Source organism: Aeromonas sp. INTO2, from assembly GCF_049860605.1.
Classification (GTDB): Bacteria; Pseudomonadota; Gammaproteobacteria; order Enterobacterales; family Aeromonadaceae; genus Aeromonas; species Aeromonas caviae.
Map to the genome: position 1 here is coordinate 1,802,089 of NZ_CP187588.1, position 21,078 is coordinate 1,823,166.

The 21,078-nt window shown below is 61.5% G+C and carries 30 protein-coding genes; 7 read left to right on the top strand and 23 right to left on the bottom strand.

The features are described 5' to 3' along the window. Positions 1 to 295 precede the first annotated feature (295 nt). Positions 296 to 469 carry a hypothetical protein gene (locus ACPW74_RS08485; RefSeq protein ID WP_164882096.1) on the top strand — a complete coding sequence of 58 codons (174 nt, stop codon included), beginning with the start codon at positions 296 to 298 and terminating at the stop codon, positions 467 to 469. Between the two features lie 6 nt (positions 470 to 475). On the opposite strand, the gene ACPW74_RS08490 is transcribed toward ACPW74_RS08485, so the two are convergent. Further along, positions 476 to 1,531: a PA0069 family radical SAM protein gene (locus ACPW74_RS08490; RefSeq protein ID WP_041211451.1), complete on the bottom strand. Its 1,056-nt coding sequence runs from the start codon at positions 1,529 to 1,531 to the stop codon at positions 476 to 478. A gap of 174 nt (positions 1,532 to 1,705) precedes the next feature. Between ACPW74_RS08490 and ACPW74_RS08495 the strand changes: the two genes are divergently transcribed. Then, the gene (locus ACPW74_RS08495) at positions 1,706 to 2,296 is read left to right on the top strand and encodes a tetratricopeptide repeat protein (RefSeq protein WP_041211450.1); all 591 of its coding nucleotides are present in this window, start codon (positions 1,706 to 1,708) and stop codon (positions 2,294 to 2,296) included. Between the two features lie 3 nt (positions 2,297 to 2,299). Here the strand turns inward: ACPW74_RS08495 and ACPW74_RS08500 are convergent, their stop codons facing one another. Continuing rightward, positions 2,300 to 2,515: a hypothetical protein gene (locus ACPW74_RS08500; protein WP_139127868.1), complete on the bottom strand. Its 216-nt coding sequence runs from the start codon at positions 2,513 to 2,515 to the stop codon at positions 2,300 to 2,302. Between the two features lie 323 nt (positions 2,516 to 2,838). Between ACPW74_RS08500 and thrS the strand changes: the two genes are divergently transcribed. The 4 genes from thrS (at position 2,839) to rplT (ending at position 5,975) form a co-directional block, all read left to right on the top strand. Continuing rightward, positions 2,839 to 4,767 (top strand): threonine--tRNA ligase, encoded by a 1,929-nt coding sequence (thrS, locus tag ACPW74_RS08505; RefSeq protein ID WP_010674801.1) that lies wholly within the window; start codon positions 2,839 to 2,841, stop codon positions 4,765 to 4,767. A 21-nt stretch (positions 4,768 to 4,788) separates the two neighbouring features. Then, a complete protein-coding gene (infC, locus tag ACPW74_RS08510; protein ID WP_185219337.1) occupies positions 4,789 to 5,319 on the top strand; it encodes a translation initiation factor IF-3 in 531 nt (176 codons plus the stop codon). A gap of 86 nt (positions 5,320 to 5,405) precedes the next feature. Continuing rightward, positions 5,406 to 5,603 carry a 50S ribosomal protein L35 gene (gene rpmI / locus ACPW74_RS08515; protein ID WP_005300673.1) on the top strand — a complete coding sequence of 66 codons (198 nt, stop codon included), beginning with the start codon at positions 5,406 to 5,408 and terminating at the stop codon, positions 5,601 to 5,603. A gap of 15 nt (positions 5,604 to 5,618) precedes the next feature. Beyond that, entirely contained in the window at positions 5,619 to 5,975 is a 357-nt protein-coding gene (gene rplT, locus ACPW74_RS08520) for a 50S ribosomal protein L20 (RefSeq protein WP_010674800.1), read from the top strand. Between the two features lie 344 nt (positions 5,976 to 6,319). On the opposite strand, the gene ACPW74_RS08525 is transcribed toward rplT, so the two are convergent. The 3 genes from ACPW74_RS08525 to ACPW74_RS08535 are packed head-to-tail and all read right to left on the bottom strand — an operon-like array spanning position 6,320 to position 10,947. Then, positions 6,320 to 7,492, bottom strand: a complete 1,173-nt coding sequence (locus ACPW74_RS08525) for a phage late control D family protein (protein ID WP_161646703.1) — start codon at positions 7,490 to 7,492, stop codon at positions 6,320 to 6,322. Then, the gene (locus ACPW74_RS08530) at positions 7,489 to 7,980 is read right to left on the bottom strand and encodes a phage tail protein (RefSeq protein WP_103858596.1); all 492 of its coding nucleotides are present in this window, start codon (positions 7,978 to 7,980) and stop codon (positions 7,489 to 7,491) included. The genes ACPW74_RS08525 and ACPW74_RS08530 overlap by 4 nt, the downstream gene beginning before the upstream one ends. 12 nt (positions 7,981 to 7,992) lie before the next feature. Further along, positions 7,993 to 10,947, bottom strand: a complete 2,955-nt coding sequence (locus ACPW74_RS08535) for a phage tail tape measure protein (RefSeq protein ID WP_425858917.1) — start codon at positions 10,945 to 10,947, stop codon at positions 7,993 to 7,995. On the opposite strand from ACPW74_RS08535, the gene ACPW74_RS08540 reads away from it, so the two are divergent. After that, positions 10,918 to 11,364 (top strand): hypothetical protein, encoded by a 447-nt coding sequence (locus ACPW74_RS08540; RefSeq protein ID WP_425858918.1) that lies wholly within the window; start codon positions 10,918 to 10,920, stop codon positions 11,362 to 11,364. The two genes, ACPW74_RS08535 and ACPW74_RS08540, sit on opposite strands and share 30 nt — an antisense overlap. Positions 11,365 to 11,375: 11 nt before the next feature. Here ACPW74_RS08540 and ACPW74_RS08545 read toward each other — a convergent pair whose 3' ends face one another. The 18 genes from ACPW74_RS08545 to ACPW74_RS08630 all read right to left on the bottom strand — a co-directional run bounded on the left by ACPW74_RS08545 (position 11,376) and on the right by ACPW74_RS08630 (position 21,070). Beyond that, entirely contained in the window at positions 11,376 to 11,507 is a 132-nt protein-coding gene (locus ACPW74_RS08545) for a GpE family phage tail protein (RefSeq protein WP_010672967.1), read from the bottom strand. A gap of 8 nt (positions 11,508 to 11,515) precedes the next feature. After that, complete coding sequence (locus ACPW74_RS08550; RefSeq protein ID WP_425858920.1) at positions 11,516 to 11,800, bottom strand: phage tail assembly protein; 285 nt, start codon at positions 11,798 to 11,800, stop codon at positions 11,516 to 11,518. 63 nt (positions 11,801 to 11,863) lie between these two features. Then, the gene (locus ACPW74_RS08555; protein ID WP_425858922.1) at positions 11,864 to 12,379 is read right to left on the bottom strand and encodes a phage major tail tube protein; all 516 of its coding nucleotides are present in this window, start codon (positions 12,377 to 12,379) and stop codon (positions 11,864 to 11,866) included. Positions 12,380 to 12,391: 12 nt separating this feature from the next. After that, positions 12,392 to 13,570: a phage tail sheath protein gene (locus ACPW74_RS08560; RefSeq protein ID WP_425858924.1), complete on the bottom strand. Its 1,179-nt coding sequence runs from the start codon at positions 13,568 to 13,570 to the stop codon at positions 12,392 to 12,394. Between the two features lie 175 nt (positions 13,571 to 13,745). Further along, positions 13,746 to 14,114 (bottom strand): tail fiber assembly protein, encoded by a 369-nt coding sequence (locus ACPW74_RS08565; protein ID WP_425858926.1) that lies wholly within the window; start codon positions 14,112 to 14,114, stop codon positions 13,746 to 13,748. Between the two features lie 30 nt (positions 14,115 to 14,144). After that, positions 14,145 to 15,200: a phage tail protein gene (locus ACPW74_RS08570; protein WP_425858927.1), complete on the bottom strand. Its 1,056-nt coding sequence runs from the start codon at positions 15,198 to 15,200 to the stop codon at positions 14,145 to 14,147. After that, complete coding sequence (locus tag ACPW74_RS08575) at positions 15,197 to 15,829, bottom strand: phage tail protein I (protein WP_425858929.1); 633 nt, start codon at positions 15,827 to 15,829, stop codon at positions 15,197 to 15,199. Before ACPW74_RS08575 ends, ACPW74_RS08570 begins: the two co-directional genes overlap by 4 nt. Continuing rightward, entirely contained in the window at positions 15,829 to 16,725 is an 897-nt protein-coding gene (locus ACPW74_RS08580; protein WP_425858931.1) for a baseplate J/gp47 family protein, read from the bottom strand. Before ACPW74_RS08580 ends, ACPW74_RS08575 begins: the two co-directional genes overlap by 1 nt. Further along, positions 16,722 to 17,081: a GPW/gp25 family protein gene (locus ACPW74_RS08585; RefSeq protein WP_425858933.1), complete on the bottom strand. Its 360-nt coding sequence runs from the start codon at positions 17,079 to 17,081 to the stop codon at positions 16,722 to 16,724. The genes ACPW74_RS08580 and ACPW74_RS08585 overlap by 4 nt, the downstream gene beginning before the upstream one ends. Next, positions 17,078 to 17,650 (bottom strand): phage baseplate assembly protein V, encoded by a 573-nt coding sequence (locus ACPW74_RS08590; RefSeq protein ID WP_425858935.1) that lies wholly within the window; start codon positions 17,648 to 17,650, stop codon positions 17,078 to 17,080. The genes ACPW74_RS08585 and ACPW74_RS08590 overlap by 4 nt, the downstream gene beginning before the upstream one ends. 62 nt (positions 17,651 to 17,712) lie before the next feature. Next, positions 17,713 to 18,171: a phage virion morphogenesis protein gene (locus ACPW74_RS08595; RefSeq protein ID WP_425858936.1), complete on the bottom strand. Its 459-nt coding sequence runs from the start codon at positions 18,169 to 18,171 to the stop codon at positions 17,713 to 17,715. Further along, entirely contained in the window at positions 18,144 to 18,623 is a 480-nt protein-coding gene (locus tag ACPW74_RS08600; protein WP_103858609.1) for a phage tail protein, read from the bottom strand. Before ACPW74_RS08600 ends, ACPW74_RS08595 begins: the two co-directional genes overlap by 28 nt. Beyond that, a complete protein-coding gene (lysC, locus tag ACPW74_RS08605) occupies positions 18,598 to 18,825 on the bottom strand; it encodes an Rz1-like lysis system protein LysC (RefSeq protein WP_232097862.1) in 228 nt (75 codons plus the stop codon). The genes ACPW74_RS08600 and lysC overlap by 26 nt, the downstream gene beginning before the upstream one ends. Continuing rightward, the gene (gene lysB, locus ACPW74_RS08610) at positions 18,719 to 19,186 is read right to left on the bottom strand and encodes an Rz-like lysis system protein LysB (protein ID WP_102949077.1); all 468 of its coding nucleotides are present in this window, start codon (positions 19,184 to 19,186) and stop codon (positions 18,719 to 18,721) included. Before lysB ends, lysC begins: the two co-directional genes overlap by 107 nt. 144 nt (positions 19,187 to 19,330) lie before the next feature. Further along, positions 19,331 to 20,155, bottom strand: coding sequence for an N-acetylmuramidase domain-containing protein (locus ACPW74_RS08615; RefSeq protein WP_425858938.1), 825 nt, complete (start codon positions 20,153 to 20,155; stop codon positions 19,331 to 19,333). After that, a complete protein-coding gene (locus ACPW74_RS08620; protein ID WP_010672981.1) occupies positions 20,152 to 20,460 on the bottom strand; it encodes a phage holin family protein in 309 nt (102 codons plus the stop codon). Before ACPW74_RS08620 ends, ACPW74_RS08615 begins: the two co-directional genes overlap by 4 nt. A gap of 1 nt (position 20,461) precedes the next feature. Further along, the gene (locus ACPW74_RS08625) at positions 20,462 to 20,824 is read right to left on the bottom strand and encodes a putative holin (protein WP_010672982.1); all 363 of its coding nucleotides are present in this window, start codon (positions 20,822 to 20,824) and stop codon (positions 20,462 to 20,464) included. A 15-nt stretch (positions 20,825 to 20,839) separates the two neighbouring features. Further along, entirely contained in the window at positions 20,840 to 21,070 is a 231-nt protein-coding gene (locus ACPW74_RS08630; protein ID WP_319861639.1) for a TraR/DksA C4-type zinc finger protein, read from the bottom strand. Between the last annotated feature and the right edge of the window lie 8 nt (positions 21,071 to 21,078).

The following is a 21,078-nucleotide window of genomic DNA, read 5'->3' on the forward strand; positions in this document are numbered from 1 at the left end:
TTTGTCCGGTGCAAAAGAGCGACCTTGATGGTCGCTCTTTTTTTGTCCGCCTCACCGCAGGCTCTCCCCGTCCTTGTGCTTGCCCTGGCGCCCTCTTTTCTGCTGCCAGACTCCGTCTGCCGTGCATGCAGCCCTGCCTGCCACGGCGTCATCTTCCTGATATGCAGGGTTGGCCCCATCGCATCAACACGATTCCTTCACTCGGCTGTCATGGCCCTGTCATGACGGCCAGCCATGCTGCCTGCGTTGAATGAGGCCACCACAGAGGCAGGCATCGCTTGCCAGGAGCACTGTTATGACGAGCTGGGTAATGTGGGAGATCTGGTGGAGCCGGATGTGGGGAGGGCAGGAGAAGGCGCGCCTTAGGGTGGATGAGGAGGAGGTGGCGCACGAGCCATCCCGCCTGCCTGCGGAGCTGATTGCACAGCGCCATCCAGCGGGGAGCTGCCCGCCGAGACCACGGGGCTGACGGCGCTCAGAACAGACGCAACTGCTCGCCCGGGCGGATGAAGGCGGCTGTATTGAGTGTTACATGGCGCTTGCCCAGTTGCAGCCGCCTGCTGATCAGGCGAAAGCGCTGGGCGAGCAGGTCGGCAAACTGTCCTTCACCTCGCATGCGGCTACCAAAGGTGGCGCTGTTGAGTGAGCCACCCCGGCTTGCCCGCAGCTGGTTGAGGATCGCCTCTTTCTGGCCGGGATAGTGCGTATCGAGCCAGTCGCAAAAGAGGGTGGTGAGCTCGTGGGGCAATCGCAGCAAGATGTAATCCGCACAGCCCGCCCCGGCGTCGACGGCGGCCTTGATGATCTGTTCCAGTTCAGGCTCGTTGAGCCTGGGGATCATGGGGGCGGCGAGCACGCCGACCGGCACACCGGCCTTGGCCAGTCGTTCGATCACCTTGATCCGCCCAACCCCCGTGCTGGCCCTGGGCTCCAGCTGTCGCCTCAGCGTCTCATTGAGGGTGGTGACCGACACCATCACCTGGCATAACCCTTCCCGGGCCAGCTCGGTCAGCAGATCGAGGTCGCGCAGGATCATGGCGCTCTTGGTGATGAGTCCTACCGGATGGCGATGAGCCAGCATCACCGTCAGGAGTTCGCGAGTCAGGCGATAGTGGTGCTCGATGGGTTGATAGGGATCGGTATTGGCCCCCAGCACGATGGTTTGTGGCTGATAGGCTGGCTTGGCAAACTCCCGTCGCAGCAGCTCGGCAGCATTGATTTTGGCAAACAGCTTGCTCTCGAAATCCAGCCCGGGGGAGAGCTCAAGGTAGGCGTGGCTGGGTCTGGCATAGCAGTAGATGCAGCCATGCTCGCACCCCTGATAGGGATTGATGGAGCGACCGAAGGGAAGATCCGGCGAATCGTTGTAGCTGATGATGCTGCGGGCGCTGATCTCCGTCACCTCGGTGCGGGGAGCGCTGGCGGCAAATGCCGCGTCCCAGTCGCTCTGACTCCAGCCGTCGTCAACGGTTTCGATTTGCGGGCCGCTGAAGCGGTGCTCGACATTGTGGTTCGCGCCTCGTCCTGCCATCACATCACCAATGAACTGTTTATATATACAGTTATTTTGCTGTGTAGCCCGTCAAACTGCAAGTTCGCAAAGAGCGACCCCATGAAAGAGGGTGAACCCAGGTGATCTCCTGCTTGATCTGTTGCTACATTTCGTTTACATAGACGAAATGCGAACCAGATCACGGAAAATGTCATGCAACCTACTACCGCCCGCTGGCTCTTCATCGCCCTCATTGCGCTGGTCATCTGGCGTCTGATCCCGCTCTCCACCGAGCAGGAGCTGGCGGCGGCCAACCGCGCCTGGCGGACAGGGCACTTTGATGAGGCGACCCGGATCTGGGCGCCCCTGGCGGAGCAGGGCCAGCCACGGGCACAGGCGCTGATGGGTTGGAGCCATGAAGTGGGGCAGGGGAGTGAGCAGGATATGGATCGCGCCATCCGACTCTATCGTCAGGCTGCGCAGGCGGGGGACGCTTTCGGCCAGTATCGGCTGGGAGAGGTCTATCTGCGCGGGGCTGGGGTGAAGCGGGATCTGCACGAGGCGTTTCGCTGGATGCAGCTGGCAGCCAGGAACGGTGATGCGCCCGCCATGCTGAAGGTGGGCATCCTGCACCTGATGGGGGTCAACGGGCGGGTTGAACTGGCCGAGGCGAAGCAGTGGCTCTACCAGGCCTCGCAAAAGGGCAACAAGATGGCACTCCAGGTATTGCAGGAGATGGCGCTGGCCGAGGAGGGACGCAGCGCCTTCGATTTCAATGGCCAGTCTTTTCTGAACGCCGGTTAGGGATCAACGGCTGGCGGTGACTTTACCGGGCGTCACGTCGGTGACATAGAGGGTACTGCGCTCGGCACTGTGGACGATGCTGCATACCTCCCGCTTGCTGCCATCGCCCAGGATCACCAGCTCACCGATATGGACGGGACAGTGAGTCGTAAGAAGGTGATCCGGATGAACCAGCTTTTCTGCATGCTCCGTAAATGAAATGTCGTAGGTGTACATCATGCTCTCCTTGCTTTGGCTGACGCCTCAATCTGGTACAGGGTATGGCAGCAGAAGGGCGCCCTCGCAAGTAGGACAGGTTGACACCCGCGCTTAGGCGGTATGCAAAATCGCCAAGACAGCTTGTCTGGGTTGTCGCGTCTGATACAATCCCCCGCTGTACCTCTCAATGGATGGCCTTGCACACGCCATATGGCAGTGCCACTGCCGTGTACCAACCGTATTGTGAACGGTGAAACTCGGGAGTGAACAGCTGGACATGAAAGGGTTTCTCCAACCTGCATGTGGCCTTTGGTAGGGGTCACCACTGTATAAGGAAACACCTAATGCCAATCATTACTCTGCCTGACGGCAGCCAACGTCAATTTGCCCACGCCGTTTCCGTCATGGATGTGGCCGCGGACATCGGTCCCGGTCTCGCCAAGGCGTGCATTGCCGGTCGGGTAAACGGTGAACTGGTGGATGCCTGCGAGCTGATCGAAGCCGATGCCTCCCTGGCCATCATCACCGCCAAAGACGAAGAAGGTCTGGACATTCTGCGCCACTCCTGTGCTCACCTGCTGGGTCATGCCATCAAGCAACTCTGGCCCCAGACCAAGATGGCCATCGGTCCCGTCATCGACAACGGTTTCTATTACGACATCGATCTCGACCGCACCCTGACCGACGAAGATCTGGCTGCCCTGGAAGAGCGCATGCTGGCGCTGGCCGCCAAGGATTACGACGTCATCAAGAAGAAGGTCTCCTGGCAGGAAGCGCGCGACGTGTTCGAAGCCCGTGGCGAGACCTACAAGGTCGAGATCCTGGATCAGAACATTGCCCGTGATGACCAGCCCGGTCTCTATCATCACGAAGAGTACATCGACATGTGTCGCGGCCCGCACGTGCCCAACATGCGTCATTGCCACCACTTCAAGTTGCAGAAGATGTCCGGTGCCTACTGGCGCGGCGACTCCAACAACAAGATGCTGCAGCGCATCTACGGCACCGCCTGGGCTGACAAGAAGCAGCTCAAGGCCTATTTGCAGCGTCTGGAAGAGGCCGCCAAGCGCGACCACCGCAAGATCGGCAAGCAGCTCGACCTGTACCATATGCAGGAAGAAGCGCCGGGCATGGTGTTCTGGCATAACGACGGCTGGACCATCTTCCGCGAGCTGGAAACCTTCATCCGCGGCAAGCTCAAAGAGTACGACTATCAGGAAGTGAAAGGCCCCTTCATGATGGATCGCGTGCTGTGGGAGCGTTCAGGTCACTGGGAGAAATACGCCCAGGCCATGTTCACCACCCAGTCCGAAAACCGCGAGTACGCCATCAAGCCGATGAACTGCCCGGGCCACGTGCAGATTTTCAACCAGGGTCTGAAATCCTACCGCGATCTGCCGTTGCGCATGGCCGAGTTCGGCTCCTGCCACCGCAACGAGCCGTCAGGCTCCCTGCACGGCCTGATGCGGGTACGGGGTTTCACCCAGGATGACGCCCACATCTTCTGTACCGAAGAGCAGATCATGGAAGAGGTGTCTGCGTGCATCCGCATGGTCTATGACGTCTACGGCACCTTCGGTTTCGAAAACATCGTGGTCAAGCTCTCGACCCGTCCGGAGCAGCGTATCGGCTCTGATGAAGCCTGGGATCGTGCCGAGGCCGCGCTGGCCGAGGCGTTGGAACTCAACGGCTTGAAGTACGACCTGCAACCGGGCGAGGGGGCTTTCTACGGTCCCAAGATCGAGTTCACCCTGCACGATTGCCTTGATCGTGCCTGGCAGTGTGGTACCGTGCAGCTCGACTTTGCCCTGCCGGGCCGTCTTGGCGCCACCTATGTGGGCGAAGACAACGAGCGCCACATCCCCGTGATGATCCACCGCGCCATTCTGGGCTCGCTGGAGCGCTTCATCGGGATCCTGACGGAAGAGTACGCCGGTCTGTTCCCGACCTGGCTGGCTCCGACCCAGGCCGTGGTCATGAATATCACGGATAACCAGGCCGATTATGCTGTGAAAGTTGCCAAGGCATTGAATGATGCGGGCCTTCGCGCAAAAGCGGACTTGAGAAATGAGAAGATTGGCTTTAAAATCCGCGAGCATACTTTGAAGCGAGTACCCTTCATGCTGGTCTGCGGCGACAAAGAAGTAGAAGCCGGCAAGATTGCAGTGCGTACTCGTAAAGGGGCTGACCTGGGCTCTTATCCTGTTGAAGAGCTGATTGCTCTGTTGACCCAGGAAGTTCAGACCCGCGGACAAAAGAAAGTGGAGGAATAAGCTATAAAAGGCGGAAAAAAACTGGGCAAGCAACCGCAAGCCCGCGCTCACCGGATCAATGAAGAGATCCGTCTGAAAGAAGTTCGTCTGACTGGTCTGGATGGTGAAGCCATTGGCATCACCTCCATTCAGGATGCGCTGAACTTGGCCCTTGAGGCTGGAGTGGATCTGGTCGAGATCAGTCCGAACGCTGAGCCGCCCGTTTGCCGGATCATGGATTACGGCAAATTCCTCTACGAAAAGAGCAAGACCACCAAAGAACAGAAGAAAAAGCAGAAAGTCGTCCAGGTCAAGGAAATCAAATTCCGTCCTGGCACCGACGAAGGCGACTATCAGGTAAAACTACGCAACCTGGTTCGCTTTCTGGAAGACGGGGACAAGGCAAAGGTCACCCTGCGCTTCCGTGGTCGTGAAATGGCCCACCAGGATCTTGGTATCAAGGTTCTCGAGCGCGTCAAGAACGATCTGGAAGAGCTGGCCGTAGTCGAATCGTTCCCGAAAGTCGAAGGCCGTCAAGCTGTGATGGTTCTCGCACCCAAGAAGAAATCTTAAGGCCCACAAGAAATTGACTCATGGGGCTGGCCCCATGAGTCGGTTCGCCTTGCGATTTTGTTGTCACTCACAATGCGGAGTATGAAATGCCGAAGATGAAAACCAACCGGGGCGCCGCAAAGCGCTTCAAGAAGACTGGCTCAGGTCGCTTCAAGTGCAAGCATAACCACCTGCGTCACATCCTGACCAAGAAGAGCAGTAAGCGTAAGCGTCAGCTGGGACCGAAGTTCTTTGTTTCTGCTGCCGACCACAAACGTGTTGTCGCTTGTCTGCCGTACGCATAAGGGGGGATGTGAAAAATGCCAAGAGTTAAACGTGGTGTGACCGCTCGCGCTCGTCACAAGAAAGTAATGAAAGCCGCCAAGGGTTACTACGGCGCCCGTTCCCGTGTCTACCGCGTAGCGGTACAAGCGGTAACCAAAGCTGGTCAGTATGCCTACCGTGACCGTCGCCAGAAGAAGCGTCAGTTCCGTCAACTGTGGATTGCACGTATCAACGCTGCAGCCCGTCAGAACGGCCTGTCCTACAGCCGTCTGATCGACGGTCTGAAGAAGGCTTCCATCGAGATCGATCGCAAGATCCTGTCCGATATCGCCGTTCACGACAAGCTGGCTTTCACCGCCCTGGTTGAAAAAGCTAAAGCAGCTCTGGTCTAATCCAGCTCTGTTATAAAAATAAAGGAGGCTCAGGCCTCCTTTTTTGTATCTGTAAAGTGATGATTTAATTGAAATTTATTGTTTTTGTGTCCACCATATGTCCACAGCTTTGGCAATATGGATAGTTGTCTGTAGTAGCAGCGGATTCAAAATCCGCCGTAGCAATACGTGTCGGTTCGAGTCCGACCCCGGGCACCATTAACTAATTCAATGACTTAAGGCCACCCAAGCGGGTCGCCTTAAGTTTTTATGCTACCTAGTGGCGGCAAAGTGGCGGCAGAGAAATTTGATGATCGAGAAAGGCGGCAGAGCGTTGGCTCTGCCGCCTTTTGTTTTTGCTGCTGTTACTCGGTCACTTCCGGCAGGTCGTCGATGGCAACTTCGAGGTTGATGTTGTTGGTGTAGCCGCTGTTGGTCAGGCTGTGCACGACCCGGGTCAGTACCCAGCCTGCCTCGTCGATCTGCGGCTTGAATCCCCTGACGGTGGTGGGTTGTTCCGGGTAGAGCTCGGGGCGGCCGGTGGCCAAGGTGATCTCGAACTCGGCGACGCCACGCTGCAGGCGTTCCCACTCGGCGCGGGCGGCGCGCAGGGCGTTGGTCTGGTTGGCATAGATGTGGCGCAGCACCTTGACGTTCTCGCTGTCGCCGATCAGTAGTTCGCGGCCCTCTTTGTCGACGGTGGTGTCGCTGGGCAGTGCCTGCTCCGGCTTTGGCTTGGTTTTGCGTTTGCGCTTGAGGGTTGAGCCTTTGGTGGCAGCCTTCTTCGGGTCGTGCCAGTTGGCTGATACGCCGGTGTAAGCGTCACGGTCAGCCACGGCGAAGCGGTGCTGATCTCCGTCCTGGCGGGTGATGGTGACGGAGGGAAGCGGTTTGCCGCTGGCGGTGAGCCCCTTGCCCTGGCCGATGAATAGCAGCCGACCCGATTTGATGGTGGTCAGGGCGCCGCATTGGCCGGCCAGGCGGGTGAGGAAGGCGGGATCGCTTTCGTTCTGCTGGTCGATGTGGTCGATCAGCATGCCCTTGAAGCGCTCGGCGCAGGCGGGGGTGAGGCCGTGGCGCTGGGCGATGGTGTCGACAATGCTGCCGACAGTCTGCTGGTGATAGCTGGTCTGGCGCAGTTTGTTGAGGCTGCCGCGCAGGTCAGCTGACTTGCCCCGGATGGTGAGCTTGTCCGGGGTGCCTGAGTGCTCCACCTCGTCGATGGTGAACTCCCCTTTATCAACCAGCGGCTGCCCCTGCCAGCCGATCAGGGCGCGCATTCTGGCGCCCCGGCGCGGCATGGCCAGCTGACCGTCGCTGTCGTCGAGTTCGATGTCGATGGTGTCGGCATCAAACCCGCGATTGTCGGTGATGGTCATGCCACCAAGGCGGGGGCGGATGGTGGCGGATACGTCCTTGCCGTCGATCAGCAGTTGGTAAGCCGGGGCCTTGTGGTCGGCGCCAGTGACGCTGAATTGCCCCAGCTGGCTGGTCAGGTTGCTGCTGACAGCAGAGAGCGCGTTATCTATCAGGCTCACAGCAGGCCCCCGATCTTGTTGCCAACGGTGCCAACGATGTTGCTGATTCCCAGCCGACTGGCGATGCCGCCGATGGCACGACCTAGCAGTTTGTTGCCCAGGCTCGTCTCGTCGTCGTCCACGCGCTTGAGGTTCATGGTGAATTCAATCTTGCGGGCGGTGCCATCAGAGAAGAATTCTGAGCGGGTGACGCTGGTGCGCTCGATGACGAAATAGCCCCGCATCACGCCATCCCCCTGGATCAGGGGGAAGGCCTGGCCGGTGTCGGCCATTTCGTGGAGCAGGTCGAGGGAGACGGGCCCGCCTGTCAGCTCAGGGTAGAGGGTGCCGGAGAACACGGTGGTTTCGTCATCTGGCCCTGTGAACTGGTAGGCTGGACGGGCGCCGACCCGGGGGTTACCCGGGTGACGCCATGATCGCTCATCCTGTTGTGACTGGGGGGCGAAGGTGGAGCGCTGGAACACGAACCATCCCAGGGTCATCATCATGATGCTGCCTCCTTAGCTGTTGTCGCGCAGGCTGGCGCGGGTGCGCGCTGATGCCTGCCGTTCGCGGCGGTCCAGCTCACGGCGCACCTCTTGCGCTACATCGACGCTTGATTGCCCAGGTTGCTGGGCGATGTGAATTGGGGCGCTGATGTGGATATTGGTGTCGCCCCTTGCTGGCGCCAACTTTGGCGTTTCGACGATGCGCGGGCCTGGCCTGCTGTATGAATTGGCTGGCCGGTTCAGCTCGGCAGGCACTACTTGCTCGCGGATGGTTTGGGCAGCCTCAACAGGTTGGCGCAGTTCAGCAGGCATGACCTGTTCGCGGATGGTGCGGGCCGTATCTGCTGGATGGCGTAGCTCGGCAGGCATGACCTGTTCACGGATGGTGCGGACGGTATCTGCAGGCTGGCGTAGCGCTGCAGGCACTACCTGTTCGCGGATGGTGCGGGTGGCATCCTGATGCGGTTGCATGGCAGCCAGTGGCATACTGGCCAGCATGGCCGCTGATGCCATGGCTGCAGTGTGACGGCGGCTGATTATGCTGGCGGGGCCTTTTACCACTTCTGGCCCATTTTCCCCAGCGATCCCCCATTTCCCAGCCGGGATCAGACCGCCCTTATCGTAAAAACCGGCAAACCCGCCCTCTTTTCCCGCCTGCACTGCGGGTGCTGTTGATGCGTTCTCTACCGACGCTTTCACCTCCGAACCGCCGTTCCACCAATCAGGCAGCAGGTCTGTCATGGCGGCGATCTTGGTTTTCAGCTCTGCCCACTTATCAGATATCCCCTTGATCAGGCCATCTATCAAGTCAGCGCCAAATTTGGTGAAGTCGGCAATCACATCGATGAATGATTTGCCCAGGCCGCCCAGCCACAGCCCAAAGCGTTTACCGGCGTTGGTTGCGCCGTCCAGCTCTTGTTGGGTCGTTTTGATGGGGGTTAGCAGGTTGGTCACCCATTCCCACGCCGAGCCAAGGGCGCTGCTGATCCCATCCCATATCGGCTTGAGTGGGCTGAGGGCGCCGGCCATCGCCTCAAACGCGGGCGTGAACACGGCTGCGACCGGCCCAAGCCCCTCTTTGAGCCCCTGGAAGAAGCCCGAGAAGAAGGCCTTTATTGGTTCCCAGTAGCGGTAGATGGTCAGGGCGGCGAGACCGATGGCAGTGACCAGCAGGCCGATGGGGTTCATCAGCAGCAGCCTGCCGACAACGGCGATGGTCTGACCTACCAGCCTCAGGGCACCCACCAGGCCGCCCTTGAGCAGGGAGATCGTGCCGCTGGCTGCGCCCTTGAGCAGGTTCATGGAGGTGCCCATGACGCCATTGGCGGCGACATAGGCAGAGGTGGCCGCGGTGGCCGCCCTGATCCCGCTTATCATTGATGTGAACTTGGTGGCAGCGGTCGCTTTTGATGCCGCCCATTGCGCCGTGATATAGCGCCAGGTGGCGGCTGTCATGGCGCCGATCTTGGTTGGTAGGTTGGTGATGGTAGTCAGCATGGCGTTCATGCCCGCCCCGACCTTGGCGAAGGATAGCCCCTTGATGGCATTGCCCAAGGCAGCCCATTTAGCCAGCAGCGGGGCGGCCATGCGGCTGTTGAGTGCCATTATTCGGGAGAACATCGACATGCTTTCGGCTGTCTTGTTGGTCGAGAGAAATAATCCACCGAGCCTGACCAGTGTGCCGCCAAGCGCAAATTTCAACATGGCCAGCGGCCCCAGCAGGCCAGCGACTATCAGCAGCAGCGAGCCACCGGCTGCAGCGGCCACGGCGGTGATGGCGGCCACTTTGGTGAGGGTGGCGGTGAGTTCAGGGTTGGCTCGCATCCAGGCGCCAGCGGCCTGGGTCATGCTGGTCACCTGTTGGATCAGGCCGCGCAGTGGCCCGTTCTGGGTTTCCAGCATCTGGATGTTGAGGTCTTCCCATGCCGAGGTCATGTTGTCCAGATCGCCGCGGGCGTTGTCGCCCATCACGGCTGCCATCTCTTTGGCGACCCCTTTGCTCTGCTGCCGGATCATGGCGGCATATTTGGCGAAGCCGCCGGCCCCGGCTTGGCCGATGAGCTCGGCCATCCCTGATGCCGCCTCTTCGCCAAAGATCTCTTTGTACGCGGCCAACTGGTCAGCGTTGCCCATCTTTTCTGTTTGCTTGGCGACCTGGGCCATGATGTCCACGATGTTGAGCATGTTGCCGCTGGCGTCTTTGGTGGTCACTCCCAGACTTTTCATCAACTTGTCGGCTTTGCTGGTCGGCCCAGCCAGCCGGTTCAGCATGGCGCGTAGGGCGGTACCCGAGTTTGACCCTTGAATACCGATGTTCCCCAGCAAGCCAGCGGCGGCGGCCGCTTCTTCAAGGCTCATGCCTGCCTTGTTGGCGATGGGGCCCATGTATTTCATGGTTTCCGCCAACATGTTGAGGTCTACGTTTGAGGTGGTCATGGTGAGCGCCAACGTATCGCTGACCCTGCCCATCTGGGCCGCTTCCATCTTGAAGGCGCTGAGGATGTTAGAGGCGATGTCGGCGGTCTGGTCCAGCCCCACGCCAGAGGCTTTGGCAAGGTCGAGCATGTCCGGCATCGCCGCCTTAATCTGTTTCGGGTTGAAGCCCGACATTGCCAAGAATCCCTGAGCCTGCGCCGCATCCATGGCGGTGAAGCTGGTCGAGGCGCCGAGATCCCGCGCTTGTTGGCGGAGCATGGCCAGCTCTGCGCTGTCCTTCTGCAGGCGGGTGAGAGCCTGCACCTTTGACATCTGGGCGTCGAAGTCGAGGCCGACCGAGGCGATGGAGTTGATCTTGTAGAGGCCCGCCGCGCCGGTGGCCATGCCGGCGGCGCCATAGCCTGCCATGGTGCCGCGCATCGCCATCGTCTTGTCGTAGTTGGCCTTCACCTGGGCGATGCGTTTTTGCTGAGCGGCGACCTGGGTCAGCTTGCTGCGCTGTTGTTCGAGCTGGGCGGTGGTGGCGGTCAAATCGGATTTGAGCTGGCGCTGGTGCTGGCTCAGCTGTCGGGTGTTGATGCCCGCCTGCTGCATCGCGGCTTTCATGGCGCCGTGACGGCTGACCATCTCACGCTCTTTGTTGGTCAGGTCACGCACGGCCCCTTTGGCCCTTTCCAGTTCACGGGTCATGGCTTTGGTGGGGTTGGCGGTGGCAGCCAGTTCTTTGGCCATGCGCTGGGCGGTTTGCTGCGCTTGGGTCAGCTCTGCCCGGGTGGCGCCTATCTGCTTGCCGAGAGTGCGATAGCCGTCAACCTGGCCGCTCTGTTTTTCCAGATCGCGAACTTTGGCTTTGGTGTCGGCGAGGTCTTTGGCGGTGATGCGGCTTTGGCCGGTGACGGCCTTGAGGGGGGCGGTGAGTTTGTCCACCGCCCCGAGCAGGATTTGTAACTTGAGGGTGCTCATGATTCGTCTGCCCCGTTGATTTGGTTGTATCGCTCAACAAGGCGTTGGTGCCAGCCCATCAGCTCGTCGAGCTCCATGGCCGCCATTTCAGATGGCGGCCAGTGGGCGATGATGGCGAGATCTGCCATCAGGTCGTCTATGCAGTGAGGTAAGCCAGCTTCTTGGGTAACAAAAAAGCGGCTACTTCCTGCCCCAGTTGCATCAGGTCAGCGGGGTCCATGGCGCCGATGTCCACCTCGGTCAGTGCCGGGCTGGTGATGCGCGGCAGCAGCTTGGAGAGGGCGTTGACGTCCATCTGCAGGATGTCGGTCATGTTGAGGCCGCGCAATTGCCCCGCCATGGGCTTGCGGACGACGATTTCACTGATGGTCTGCTCGCCGTGCTGGATGGGATTGTCTAGGGTGACAGTTTTCTGAGTCATGGTGTGTTCCTTGATCAGTATGTGGTCACGGGCGGCAGCGCCGCCCGGTGGTGGTTGGGTGGGTTAGAGGCCGATGGCTTTGCGATGTTCTTCCATCAGGTCTTCGCCGCCGACTTTCCAGATCATGTTGATGAGGTCGATCTCGACCAGTTCTTCACCGTCGACGGTCACCTTGTAGTAGGTGTTGGCCATGCTGACCTTTTGCTGGGTGTTGTCGCCGGTTTTGAGGGTGCCGCCATCCAGCTCTTTGATGCGGCCACGCTGAACGATTTCGACCGAAGAGACCTGGGCGGTGTCGTCGCGCTGGAAGGAACCCGCAAAGCGGAGCATGACGCCGTCAATCTTGGCCTGATGCTGCTTTTTGAACAGGGCTGCTTCGTAGCCGCCGAAGGTGAATTCGGTATCGAGGGCGCCATCATCGAGGCCCATGTTGATATGGGCCGCCCCCGGCATGCCGCCGCCGCGGTAGGCTTCGAGTTTCAGTGTCAGTTTGGCCGGGGTGTACTCTTCGGCAACGCCGATCCAGTTCTCGCCGTCGAGGAACAGGTTGAGGTGCTTGAGTTTGCGAGGGAGTGCCATTGTTGATGCTCCTTATGCGGCGGCCACGCGGGCGGCGAAGTCGACCAGGTAACGGTCGGTGATGCGCTGCTGGAACATGAGGTTTTCAAGCGGCGGCACGGGGGTGTAGTCGTAGTCGATGTAGAGCTTGCCGGCCTTGAGGGTGTCTTTGTCGTTGACCTCCTCGTTGTACCAGCAGTCGAACCCGATGAGATAACCGAGGCTGACCAGCTCGCGGCCCTTGGCCTTGATGCCTTCGATGATGTCTTTGACCAGGGTGGGGGTCATGGGCTTATCGACCGCCCACATATGGGCCTCGGCGATGGTGTCGGCGAGGATCTGAGCGGTGCGGGTGTAGTTCTCGAACTGGAACAGGGGATCATCGGAGCAGGTGCGGGAGCCCCAGAAGCGGAACCCTTCGGACTGGATCAGGCAGGTGACATCGTTGGCATTGAGCAGGCCCGCGTCGGTGTCTGGGTCTTGCAGGCTCCAGAACACCTGTTTGGTCAGCCCTTCCACGCCAGTGACGGCGACGTTGGACAGGGTCTTGTGCCAGCCCACCTCTTTGTCGATCTTGGCGCGCATGGCCAAGGCTTTGGCGGTGGCCCAGATGGCGGCCTCGGCATTGGCGGTGGTATCCCACTTTTTGAAGTCACCGTGCACCAGCATGACTTCGCGCTGGCCGAAGTTCTGGCGGTAGGCCAGCGCCTCTGTCGGGGTGTTGCAGCCGTGGGTTGAAACGTAGGTGAAGGCGCGCAGCTTGACCGCCACGGCGGCCAGTTCGGTGGCCACCGGCAGGGTATCGAGCCCCGGCGCGCCGAGAATGCGCGGGGTCACGCCGGTGGCGGAGCTGGCCCGTTGCAGGGCTTTGAGGCCGGTGAAGCTGCCATCGGGCAGCGCCGTGCCGATGACGTTGGAGGTGGTCTCTTCGTCGGTGGCACCCTTGGCCACCCGCACCACGATGGTGAGGGTGTTGACGGTGTCGGCGATGGCCTGCAGTGCTTTGGCCAGGGTGCCCTGGGTGCCGGCTTTGCCAACGGCTTTTTGTACGTCGGTGATGACGACCGCTTTATCGAGCGGGAAGGCGGCCGCATCGGCATCATCCGCATGGGCGACCAGGCCGATCACGGCGGTGGCGATAGTGCGGATGGTGCGGGTGCCTTCGTTGACTTCGACGACGCGCACGCCGTGATGATAACTGTCGAGTGCCATGGTGGCGGTTCTCCTGTGTCCGGACGGAGGTGATCAATATGAGCACGGTCAGGATGCAGGGGCGGCGCACGACGGGCGAGCTGGCGCCGTTGTAAATGGCCGCTTTACAACAGCGGCAGGGTGACGGCAGGCAGAAAGAAAACACCCCGCACAGGGCGGGGTGGTACTTGCTTGGTCAGATGACCTTGTCCGGTTCGGCAGGCCATTGCGGTTGCTCTGGCCAGCCGGGTTGCTCCGGTACCAGCGTCAGCTCGTAGCGGTAACGCTGCCAGTCGGCCAGTAGTTTGGTGTGCTCTGGTTTGGCATAGCCACCATCGACAGCTGGTTTGAGGATGGCGATTTGCTGGGTTGCTACAGACACTCGGCGCGATTGCTCCATCAGCGCCACCGACTCAGCAGATGGTTGCTCAGGTTCGGCCAGAGTTGGCATACCGTCAGGGGCGCTGACGATGCGCATACCCTTTGACTGCCCCTCAAAAAGCTCATCAAACAGATCTTTTGATACCTCTACATTATCAGTGTGATGAGCATTAAATGACGCCATCGACGGAGACCATGTATATCTCTGCATCAATCAGACCCCCTTACCGAAAGAAAACCAAAAAAAACCACTCACGCCATTAACAATTCCGTTTGCATCGAAATAGAGCTGGCGGCAACGGAATGAACCGGCGCCCCTCGTCGTGTCGTCAATAACTGTGGATTGAAGACCAGTTGGTGACAATGATTGCCGATGACCAAACAGTGCGACGTAGCTATCAGCTGCTGGATAGGATATTGGGAATGTGATCGTGGTAAACCCGGCTGATGGGGCGCCGGTCCCTCCCTGTATTAACCAACTACCAAGCCACGACGGAAGGCGAAGCGCCATTGCTCCAGTCGTTGTCACCATAGAAAATCCGTTCTTGGCTTTCTTTGGTGTTAGCACGGCATCATCGACACTACCCGCATCGACCTGTGATTGTGTTGCCGCCCTGAACATCCCGCGAACCGACTCGCTGCCCTGAATCACCCACCCCCACAGGGTTTTAACTGTGACCACCGCATCAGTTTTTTGTTTTGCTTGGTCGGTTTCATTCACTTCTTGCTGTGAGGCCAAACGGGAAAATCCCTTTTCCAATTCGCTGGCGTCAGGGTGATCGCGACTTTCCTTGTGTGCCTTCATCACGTCATCGACATATTTGCGGGTTGCCAGCACCACGGCTGGATCAATCTTGAGCTCGACCGCGCTGGTGTCGCTGACGATGAGTACGATGCGAATGACCTGGGTGCGGCCTGCGCCACTGCTGAGCAACGGCTTGTAGGTGTCCGGGGTGTTGGCAATGGCGATCAGGGTGCCATCTTCGGAAAAGATGCCCGCTTCGCGGATCCACCAGTCTCCGACGTTTTCCGGGATGATCTGCTCGGCGACCAGTTGCGACTGGTTGGTAGGGTCTTGAAACAGGGTATTGATGGGGGCGCGGCGCTGCTCCCTGACCAGCGCTGTCTGGGCGGCGTTCGGCGTGACGGGCTTGCCATTGCCATCACCGACGGCCATGTGGGTGATTTTCAGCGGCACTCCCATCGCTAGAGCGTTGGCAAGCTTGGCCTGGCCTGCATTGGTGAGGATGGCGGAGTAGATGGCGCTCAAGCGGCACCTCCTGTCTGTTGCGGTTGAATGGTCATGGTGTCGATGGTGTGGGTGATGCCGCCGCTCCACTGCTGGCCACGGAGCTCGATGGCCTCAGGGCTGTAGGGGTAGATGGTCAGCTCGTCGCCCTGGTAGCAGGCGGCTCCCAGATAGAGCGGACCCCGGGTTTCCATGCTGATGGCCAGCCCCGTCAGGTGACGGGTCAGCGGCTTGGCGTCGTCGATGAGTCGTTCCAGCTCGGCATACATCTGTTCGGTGATGCCGGTGTCGAGCACGCCTATGTCGAGCTTGAATGTGCCCGGGGTGGCGGTGGGGATCTCTTGATACCAGTGCAGCACCCGGATCAGGTAACCGAGCGGATCGACGGCGCGGCGAAGGGCGCCGACGGTGCCTTTGTGGCGGTGAACAAACGGGGCGTTGGCGATGACTTTGCGCTTGGTGGCTTCCGGCCAGTTCTCATCCCAGCGGTCGACCGAACGTTCGGCGGCCAGACTGGGCAGGCGCCAGGCTGGGCAGGTGTGCGGATCCCAGAGGGTGCGCAGTACCTCGACCGGCAGATCGCAGGCATTGGCCGCGACGGTGGCCAGCCTGCGTTCGGCAGGGGTGGCGTTGGGGGGCAGCAGGTCCATCACGCGGCCTCTACGGTGTAGCCGGTACAGTAGGCGGCCTGGGTGTCGGTGGGGACGATGTCTGCCCAGCCGACCAGCTCGACCCAGGACACGCCAGGCACATGCAGCACGGCGTCGATGCCTGAGCGGGCGATGCGCACGCCGATGCGCTTGCGCTGGTTGACCCAGGTGGCCAAGGCGGTGCGGGCGGCGGCCAGGGCCAGTTCTGCCTCGGCACCGGTAAGGTCCATGTGCAGTTTGGCGGTGATGGTGTAGGGCAAGATCGTGGCGGTCTGGACGGTGAGCCTGTCGGCGACCGGCAGTCGGTCTTCATCGCTGCAGGCGGTGGTGGCGCTGGCGATCAGTTCTGCGCTGGCGGCGCCATCGCCCTCGCTGCTCACGATGGTGACCACGGCAACGGCCGGGCTGGGGCTGATGGCCTTGGCGTCGATGATGCGACCATCGGCCGAGCGGGCCCAGAATTCGTAAGCGCCGCGCGGGCCGGCGGTGCTCATGGCACCCCACGCCATCAGGGCGCGTTCGCGCAGGGCGTCGTCGCTTTCCATGATGGTGGGGATCGGCGGGGTGGCGGTGTCGTCGCCCTGCTGGACGGTCAATCGTTCGACATCCCAGTTTGCCACCAGATTATCGAGGTCGGCCTCTTCTGCCCATGCCAGCATGTTGGCCACGGCGGCGCTGTTGATGCGGGCGCGCAGGATCAGCTCGCGATAGGCGTTTTCTTGCAGGTGGCGGGTCATCGGCTCTGACTCGAGGGCCAGGGTGGCGGTGACGGCGGCCTGTTGGTCTGCCGGATAGAGGGCGATCAGGGCGGCCTTGCGCTCGGCAAAGAGGGTTTCGAAGTCGAGCGGTTCGACGGCGTCCGGGGCAGCCAGTGCTGAGAGGTCGATGATGTTCATGGGGTTGCTCCGGTCGGTAGCTGGACGGTGCCGGATTCGAGCAGTCCGTTGTCGGTGCGGCGCCAGGTGAGGGTGACGGCACAGCCGCCGCCCAGTTCAGGGGCGCCAATCTCGACCTTGGTGATGCGAATTCGCGGCTCCCAGAGGGTGAGGGCGTGCACGGTGGCGGCCATCAGGCGCAGGCGGGTGGCGCCGTGCTGGGGCTGGTCGATGAGGCTGAATATCTCGCTGCCGTAGTCGCGGCGCATGACGCGGGTGCCGATCGGGGTAGTGAGGATGTTGCGCACCGATTGCAGGATGTGGGCGGTCTCGCTGAGGGTGCGACCGGTGTCGGCATTCATGCCCTGCCAGTTCATTGCGGGCCCCCTGTCTGGCCGCCGCCGGTACTGACGCCACCGTGTTTGTGGGTGGTGACTTCAATGCCGCCGATGTTGGCGGTGGGGGCGGTGATCTTGCCGCCGGCGGTGATGGTGCTCCCGACCTTGAGCGCCTGGGTGCATTCCACCAGGGGGGTGATCAGCTTGACGGTGACGGAGGCCGAGAGCGTGGCGCTCTTGATGCCGCTGGCATTGAGCGCCCCGGTGGCAGGGTTGTACTCGATGACTGCGCCATCGGGGTATTCGATGCGGTCGAGATCGCCGTTGTCATCGTCGGCCAGCGGCTCGGGGTGCGCGTCCTGGTAGATGCCTGCCAACACAAAGGCGTTGCGCAGGTCCCCGCCCAGGCTGAACAGGATCACCTGTTCACCGACACTCGGGCGCATGCGGCGGCGGGTGCGACCGGCGCGCAGTACCAGATAGGGCCGCCAGTCGGTGTGGTTGCCCTTGGTGTCGACGCGGCATTCACCGGATCGCACCTCGGTCACAGTGCCGATGCGGATCAGGTCGTCGATTTTGCGGAGTAGGTCGATCAGGTTTGCGCTCATGTGGGGGAGTGTGTTTTGGCACAGCCCCCCTTTGCTATCGGCTGGCGTTGTAAACGGCGGTTTTACAACGAGGCGGTGAGGTGTTTGAGCAGGGCGTCTTCAATGCGGTCGATGTCGGCGTCGGTGATGCCGATCAGCTGGCGTTCCGGGTATTGCACGGTTTTGCCCCTGATTTTGTCGCGCAGGCCGAAGTGGTGAATCGTGGCGAGCCGGTTGGCGCTGCCGGTGAATGCCACGGTGGCCTCGCTGGCGGTGGCGGTGGCCTTGAGCCATGCCGGCTTGACCAACTTGGTGAACATCTTGCGGCGGGTGGCGCCTTTGCGGCCGCGCAGCTTGGGCTGCGGCTTGCGCGGGGTCATGGTGGTGCCATCTGGCTGTTTGTTGGCGCGAATGCGGTCAGCCTGGGTGGCCCGCATGGTGCGGGCAAGGTCGGCGGCCAGCTTGCGCCGCTCGACGGCGGAGAGCTGGCCCAGCAGGGCGGCGGCTTGCTGGCCTAGTTGCTGGAGGGCGTCGGCGGCCATGGTTGGTGCTCCCCGTTGATAAAGAGTTCCCAGGTGATGCCGTCGTAGGGGTCTTCTGGCGGCTCCGGTACGTGCTCCCAGCCGATCCCCTCTTCCGTTTTGGTGACGATAACCCGTTCGGTGAGCTGGACGGTGATCAGCAGGTCGTAGAGATCCCCGGCCAGCAGCTCCGACTCGACCTTGATGGCATCCTCACGCTTCTCCGCGTTGGTGAACAGCTCTGGCTGGTGTTGGCGCAGCCAGGCCAGCAGCGGCACGACCAGCTGATCCGGGTGGCCGGCAAAGTCGATGACGCCGATGGAAAGCGGGTATTGCCACTCGAACGAGAGGGAACGGGCGCCGGTGGCGACGATGCGGCCATCGCCCACGGTGAGGATCAGCCCTTCGGGATTCTGCGCCAGTTGCGGTACGCAGCGGGCAATCACGTCACGGATGGCGGCTGGTTTGAGCATGGTTCCTCCGGTGGCACTGGATCACGGCATCGACCCGGGCGGCGCAGGTGGCCCAGGCGGATTCGGTGGCGGTCAGCATGTCGAGCAGGTCGCCGTTATTGACCGGGCCCGCCAGCGGTAGCTGGCAGGGTGCCGGGGCGGGACAGGTGAGCCTGATAATCTGCGGCGCCGGTGAGGGCGGGGCGCTGGAGCAGCCCGACAACAGCAGCAGGCAGAGGGCGAGCTGCCCAGTCCTTGAGTTCTGCATTTTCACGTTTGAGCCTCTTGATGGTATCGGCGCGGGTGGCGGCGGTCAGGGCCAGCTGGTCGAGCTGGCCCTGCAGCTGCTGGGTGGCCTCGTCACGGGCCGTCAGTTCGGTGGTGAGGGTGGTGATGGCGGTATCTTTGAGCTGTTCCCGCCGCTCTGCTTCTTTGGCCCTGTCGCTGGCGGCCTTGAGGTCGCTTTGCAGGGTGGTGACCTGGCCTTTGGCCGTGGCGGCTGAGGTGGCAGACCAGCCCCAACCGCCCAGGGCGACGGTCAGGGCCAGCAGCAACCAGGTGAGGGGGGAGCGTAGTAATGCCATTACGGTTTCCTCGGTTGTGGGGTGGGCTGTGGCTTATTCTGGTTACATCCTCTGAACGGGCAGACCATGCAGCCACCAAGCCAGCGCAATTCCAGACACTTCGCATCCAGCTTGGTGCAGGTTTTCCCTACCAAGTGACCGCACTTAGGCCGAGGCATCTGCCACCTCCTTCACCGGATAGACCTTGGTAAAGTGGTCGTATGCCTCGGCCAGCTTGGTGTCGTAGCGGTTTTCTTTGTAGGCGGGGCCGTTGTAGCGGCGGGCCACGTCGGCCCACTTGCCCGCCTTGAGCGCCTTGTGCAGCACCGGGTCCTGCTCGATAAAGCCGACCACGGCGCGTAGGTGTTCCGTTTCACTGCGCTGCATGGCGGCCAGCCAGTCGTCTGCCGAGGCGTAGCCCAGCGCGGGCCAATGGAAGCCCATCACCTGGAACATCCCCCAACTGGCCGACTCGATGGCGGCGGCGCGGTGCAAGGTCATGGCGGTTTGCAGGCGGGCCCATTCGGCCGGGCCACCCTGGTAGCCGCCGCGCTTGGTGTTGCACAGGGCCGGATACAGGCCCGCGAGGCGGTTGGCTTCGGCTTCCCCTTGGTGTTTGGCCAGTTGCTTGAAGAACACATGTCGTTCAAACAGCAGGCGCGGGCGCTGGCAGTCGTCGAACCCTTCGCCGGCGGCCTCGACCTGGGCGAAGGCGGCGAGTTTGGCCAGCTCGACGCCAAGCCGTTCGGCGGCGTGCTGCAGATCGGTGATGGTGAGCTGATTGCCGATGGCGGCCCCGCGCAGGGCGGCCAGGGTGCGGGGCCCTGCCTGCCCGATGGCGACAATCAGGTGGTCGCGTTGGAAGGCGAGCACGGCCTGCTCGGTGGCACCGCCAAACCAGCCATCGTCTGCCACCTTGTAGCCTGCCCTGGTGAGCAGTTGCTGCAGTTCTGCCACCGGTGCGCCGATGGCTCCTTTTTTGAGGGTCATGGTTGAAACCTCCCGTTCAGGTGGCTGGCTGTGGTGGGGTGTTGACGGCGCCTTGGCAGCAGGCGCATGACGGATCCGCGGGAACCGATCAGGGCGGTGAGCACCATGGCTGCCAACAACACGGCGGCGGGGTCAGGTACAGGCAGCACGCCGAGCAGGGCTCGCAGCGGCACGGACCCGGCGGCGACGGTGAGCAGCCACGCCAACAGTGCCGGAATGGGGCGATAGTCGCCCCCGTTACGGTTGAAGGTGGCCAGTCGGATGGCGATGGCGGCGCAGATCATGGCGTAGAGGATGGTCAGCATGTCAGCCCCCTTTGCGGAGTTTGAGCAGGTCTTCCGGCGCTTTGCGCAAGGCCCACTGCAGCAGGTGGACGGCCAACGCCGAGGCGAGCAGGGCGCCGACGGCTTTGGGCACTTCGACGCTTTGCGGCAGGACGCTGGCCAGTACGGTGGCAACCAGCGGGGCCGCCAGTGCACCGGTAACGAAGGCGGCGATGAACAGGCCCGCCTTACGCAGGTTGCCGAGTTCGGCGGTGGTGGCAATAAAGACCAGCGCCCCGGCAAATGCGCCAAGGAGCACGCCGGGATCTACGCCGGGGAAGAGTGACAGCAGAGCCAGCCCGGTGAGGGTGCTGGTTGCTGCACTGGATGAGATGGGTTCGGGCATCGTGCTCTCCTGTTGTTATCGCTGGCCGCCGTAGTGGCGGGCGGTTTGGAATTCGTGAAGGGTCTGGCAGTCGGTGCAACGTTCGCAGCCCCGGATGGCTTCTCTGCGCTCCTGCGGGATCGGGTCGTCGCAGTCGATGCAGTCGTGGGGGCCGGTGCCCGCAATGCGGGCGGCATGGATGCGGGCTGCGAGTTGCAGCTCGCTGATCTCGGCCTGTCGTTCAAGTTCGTCGTCGAGGCGGCTCATGTCAGTGC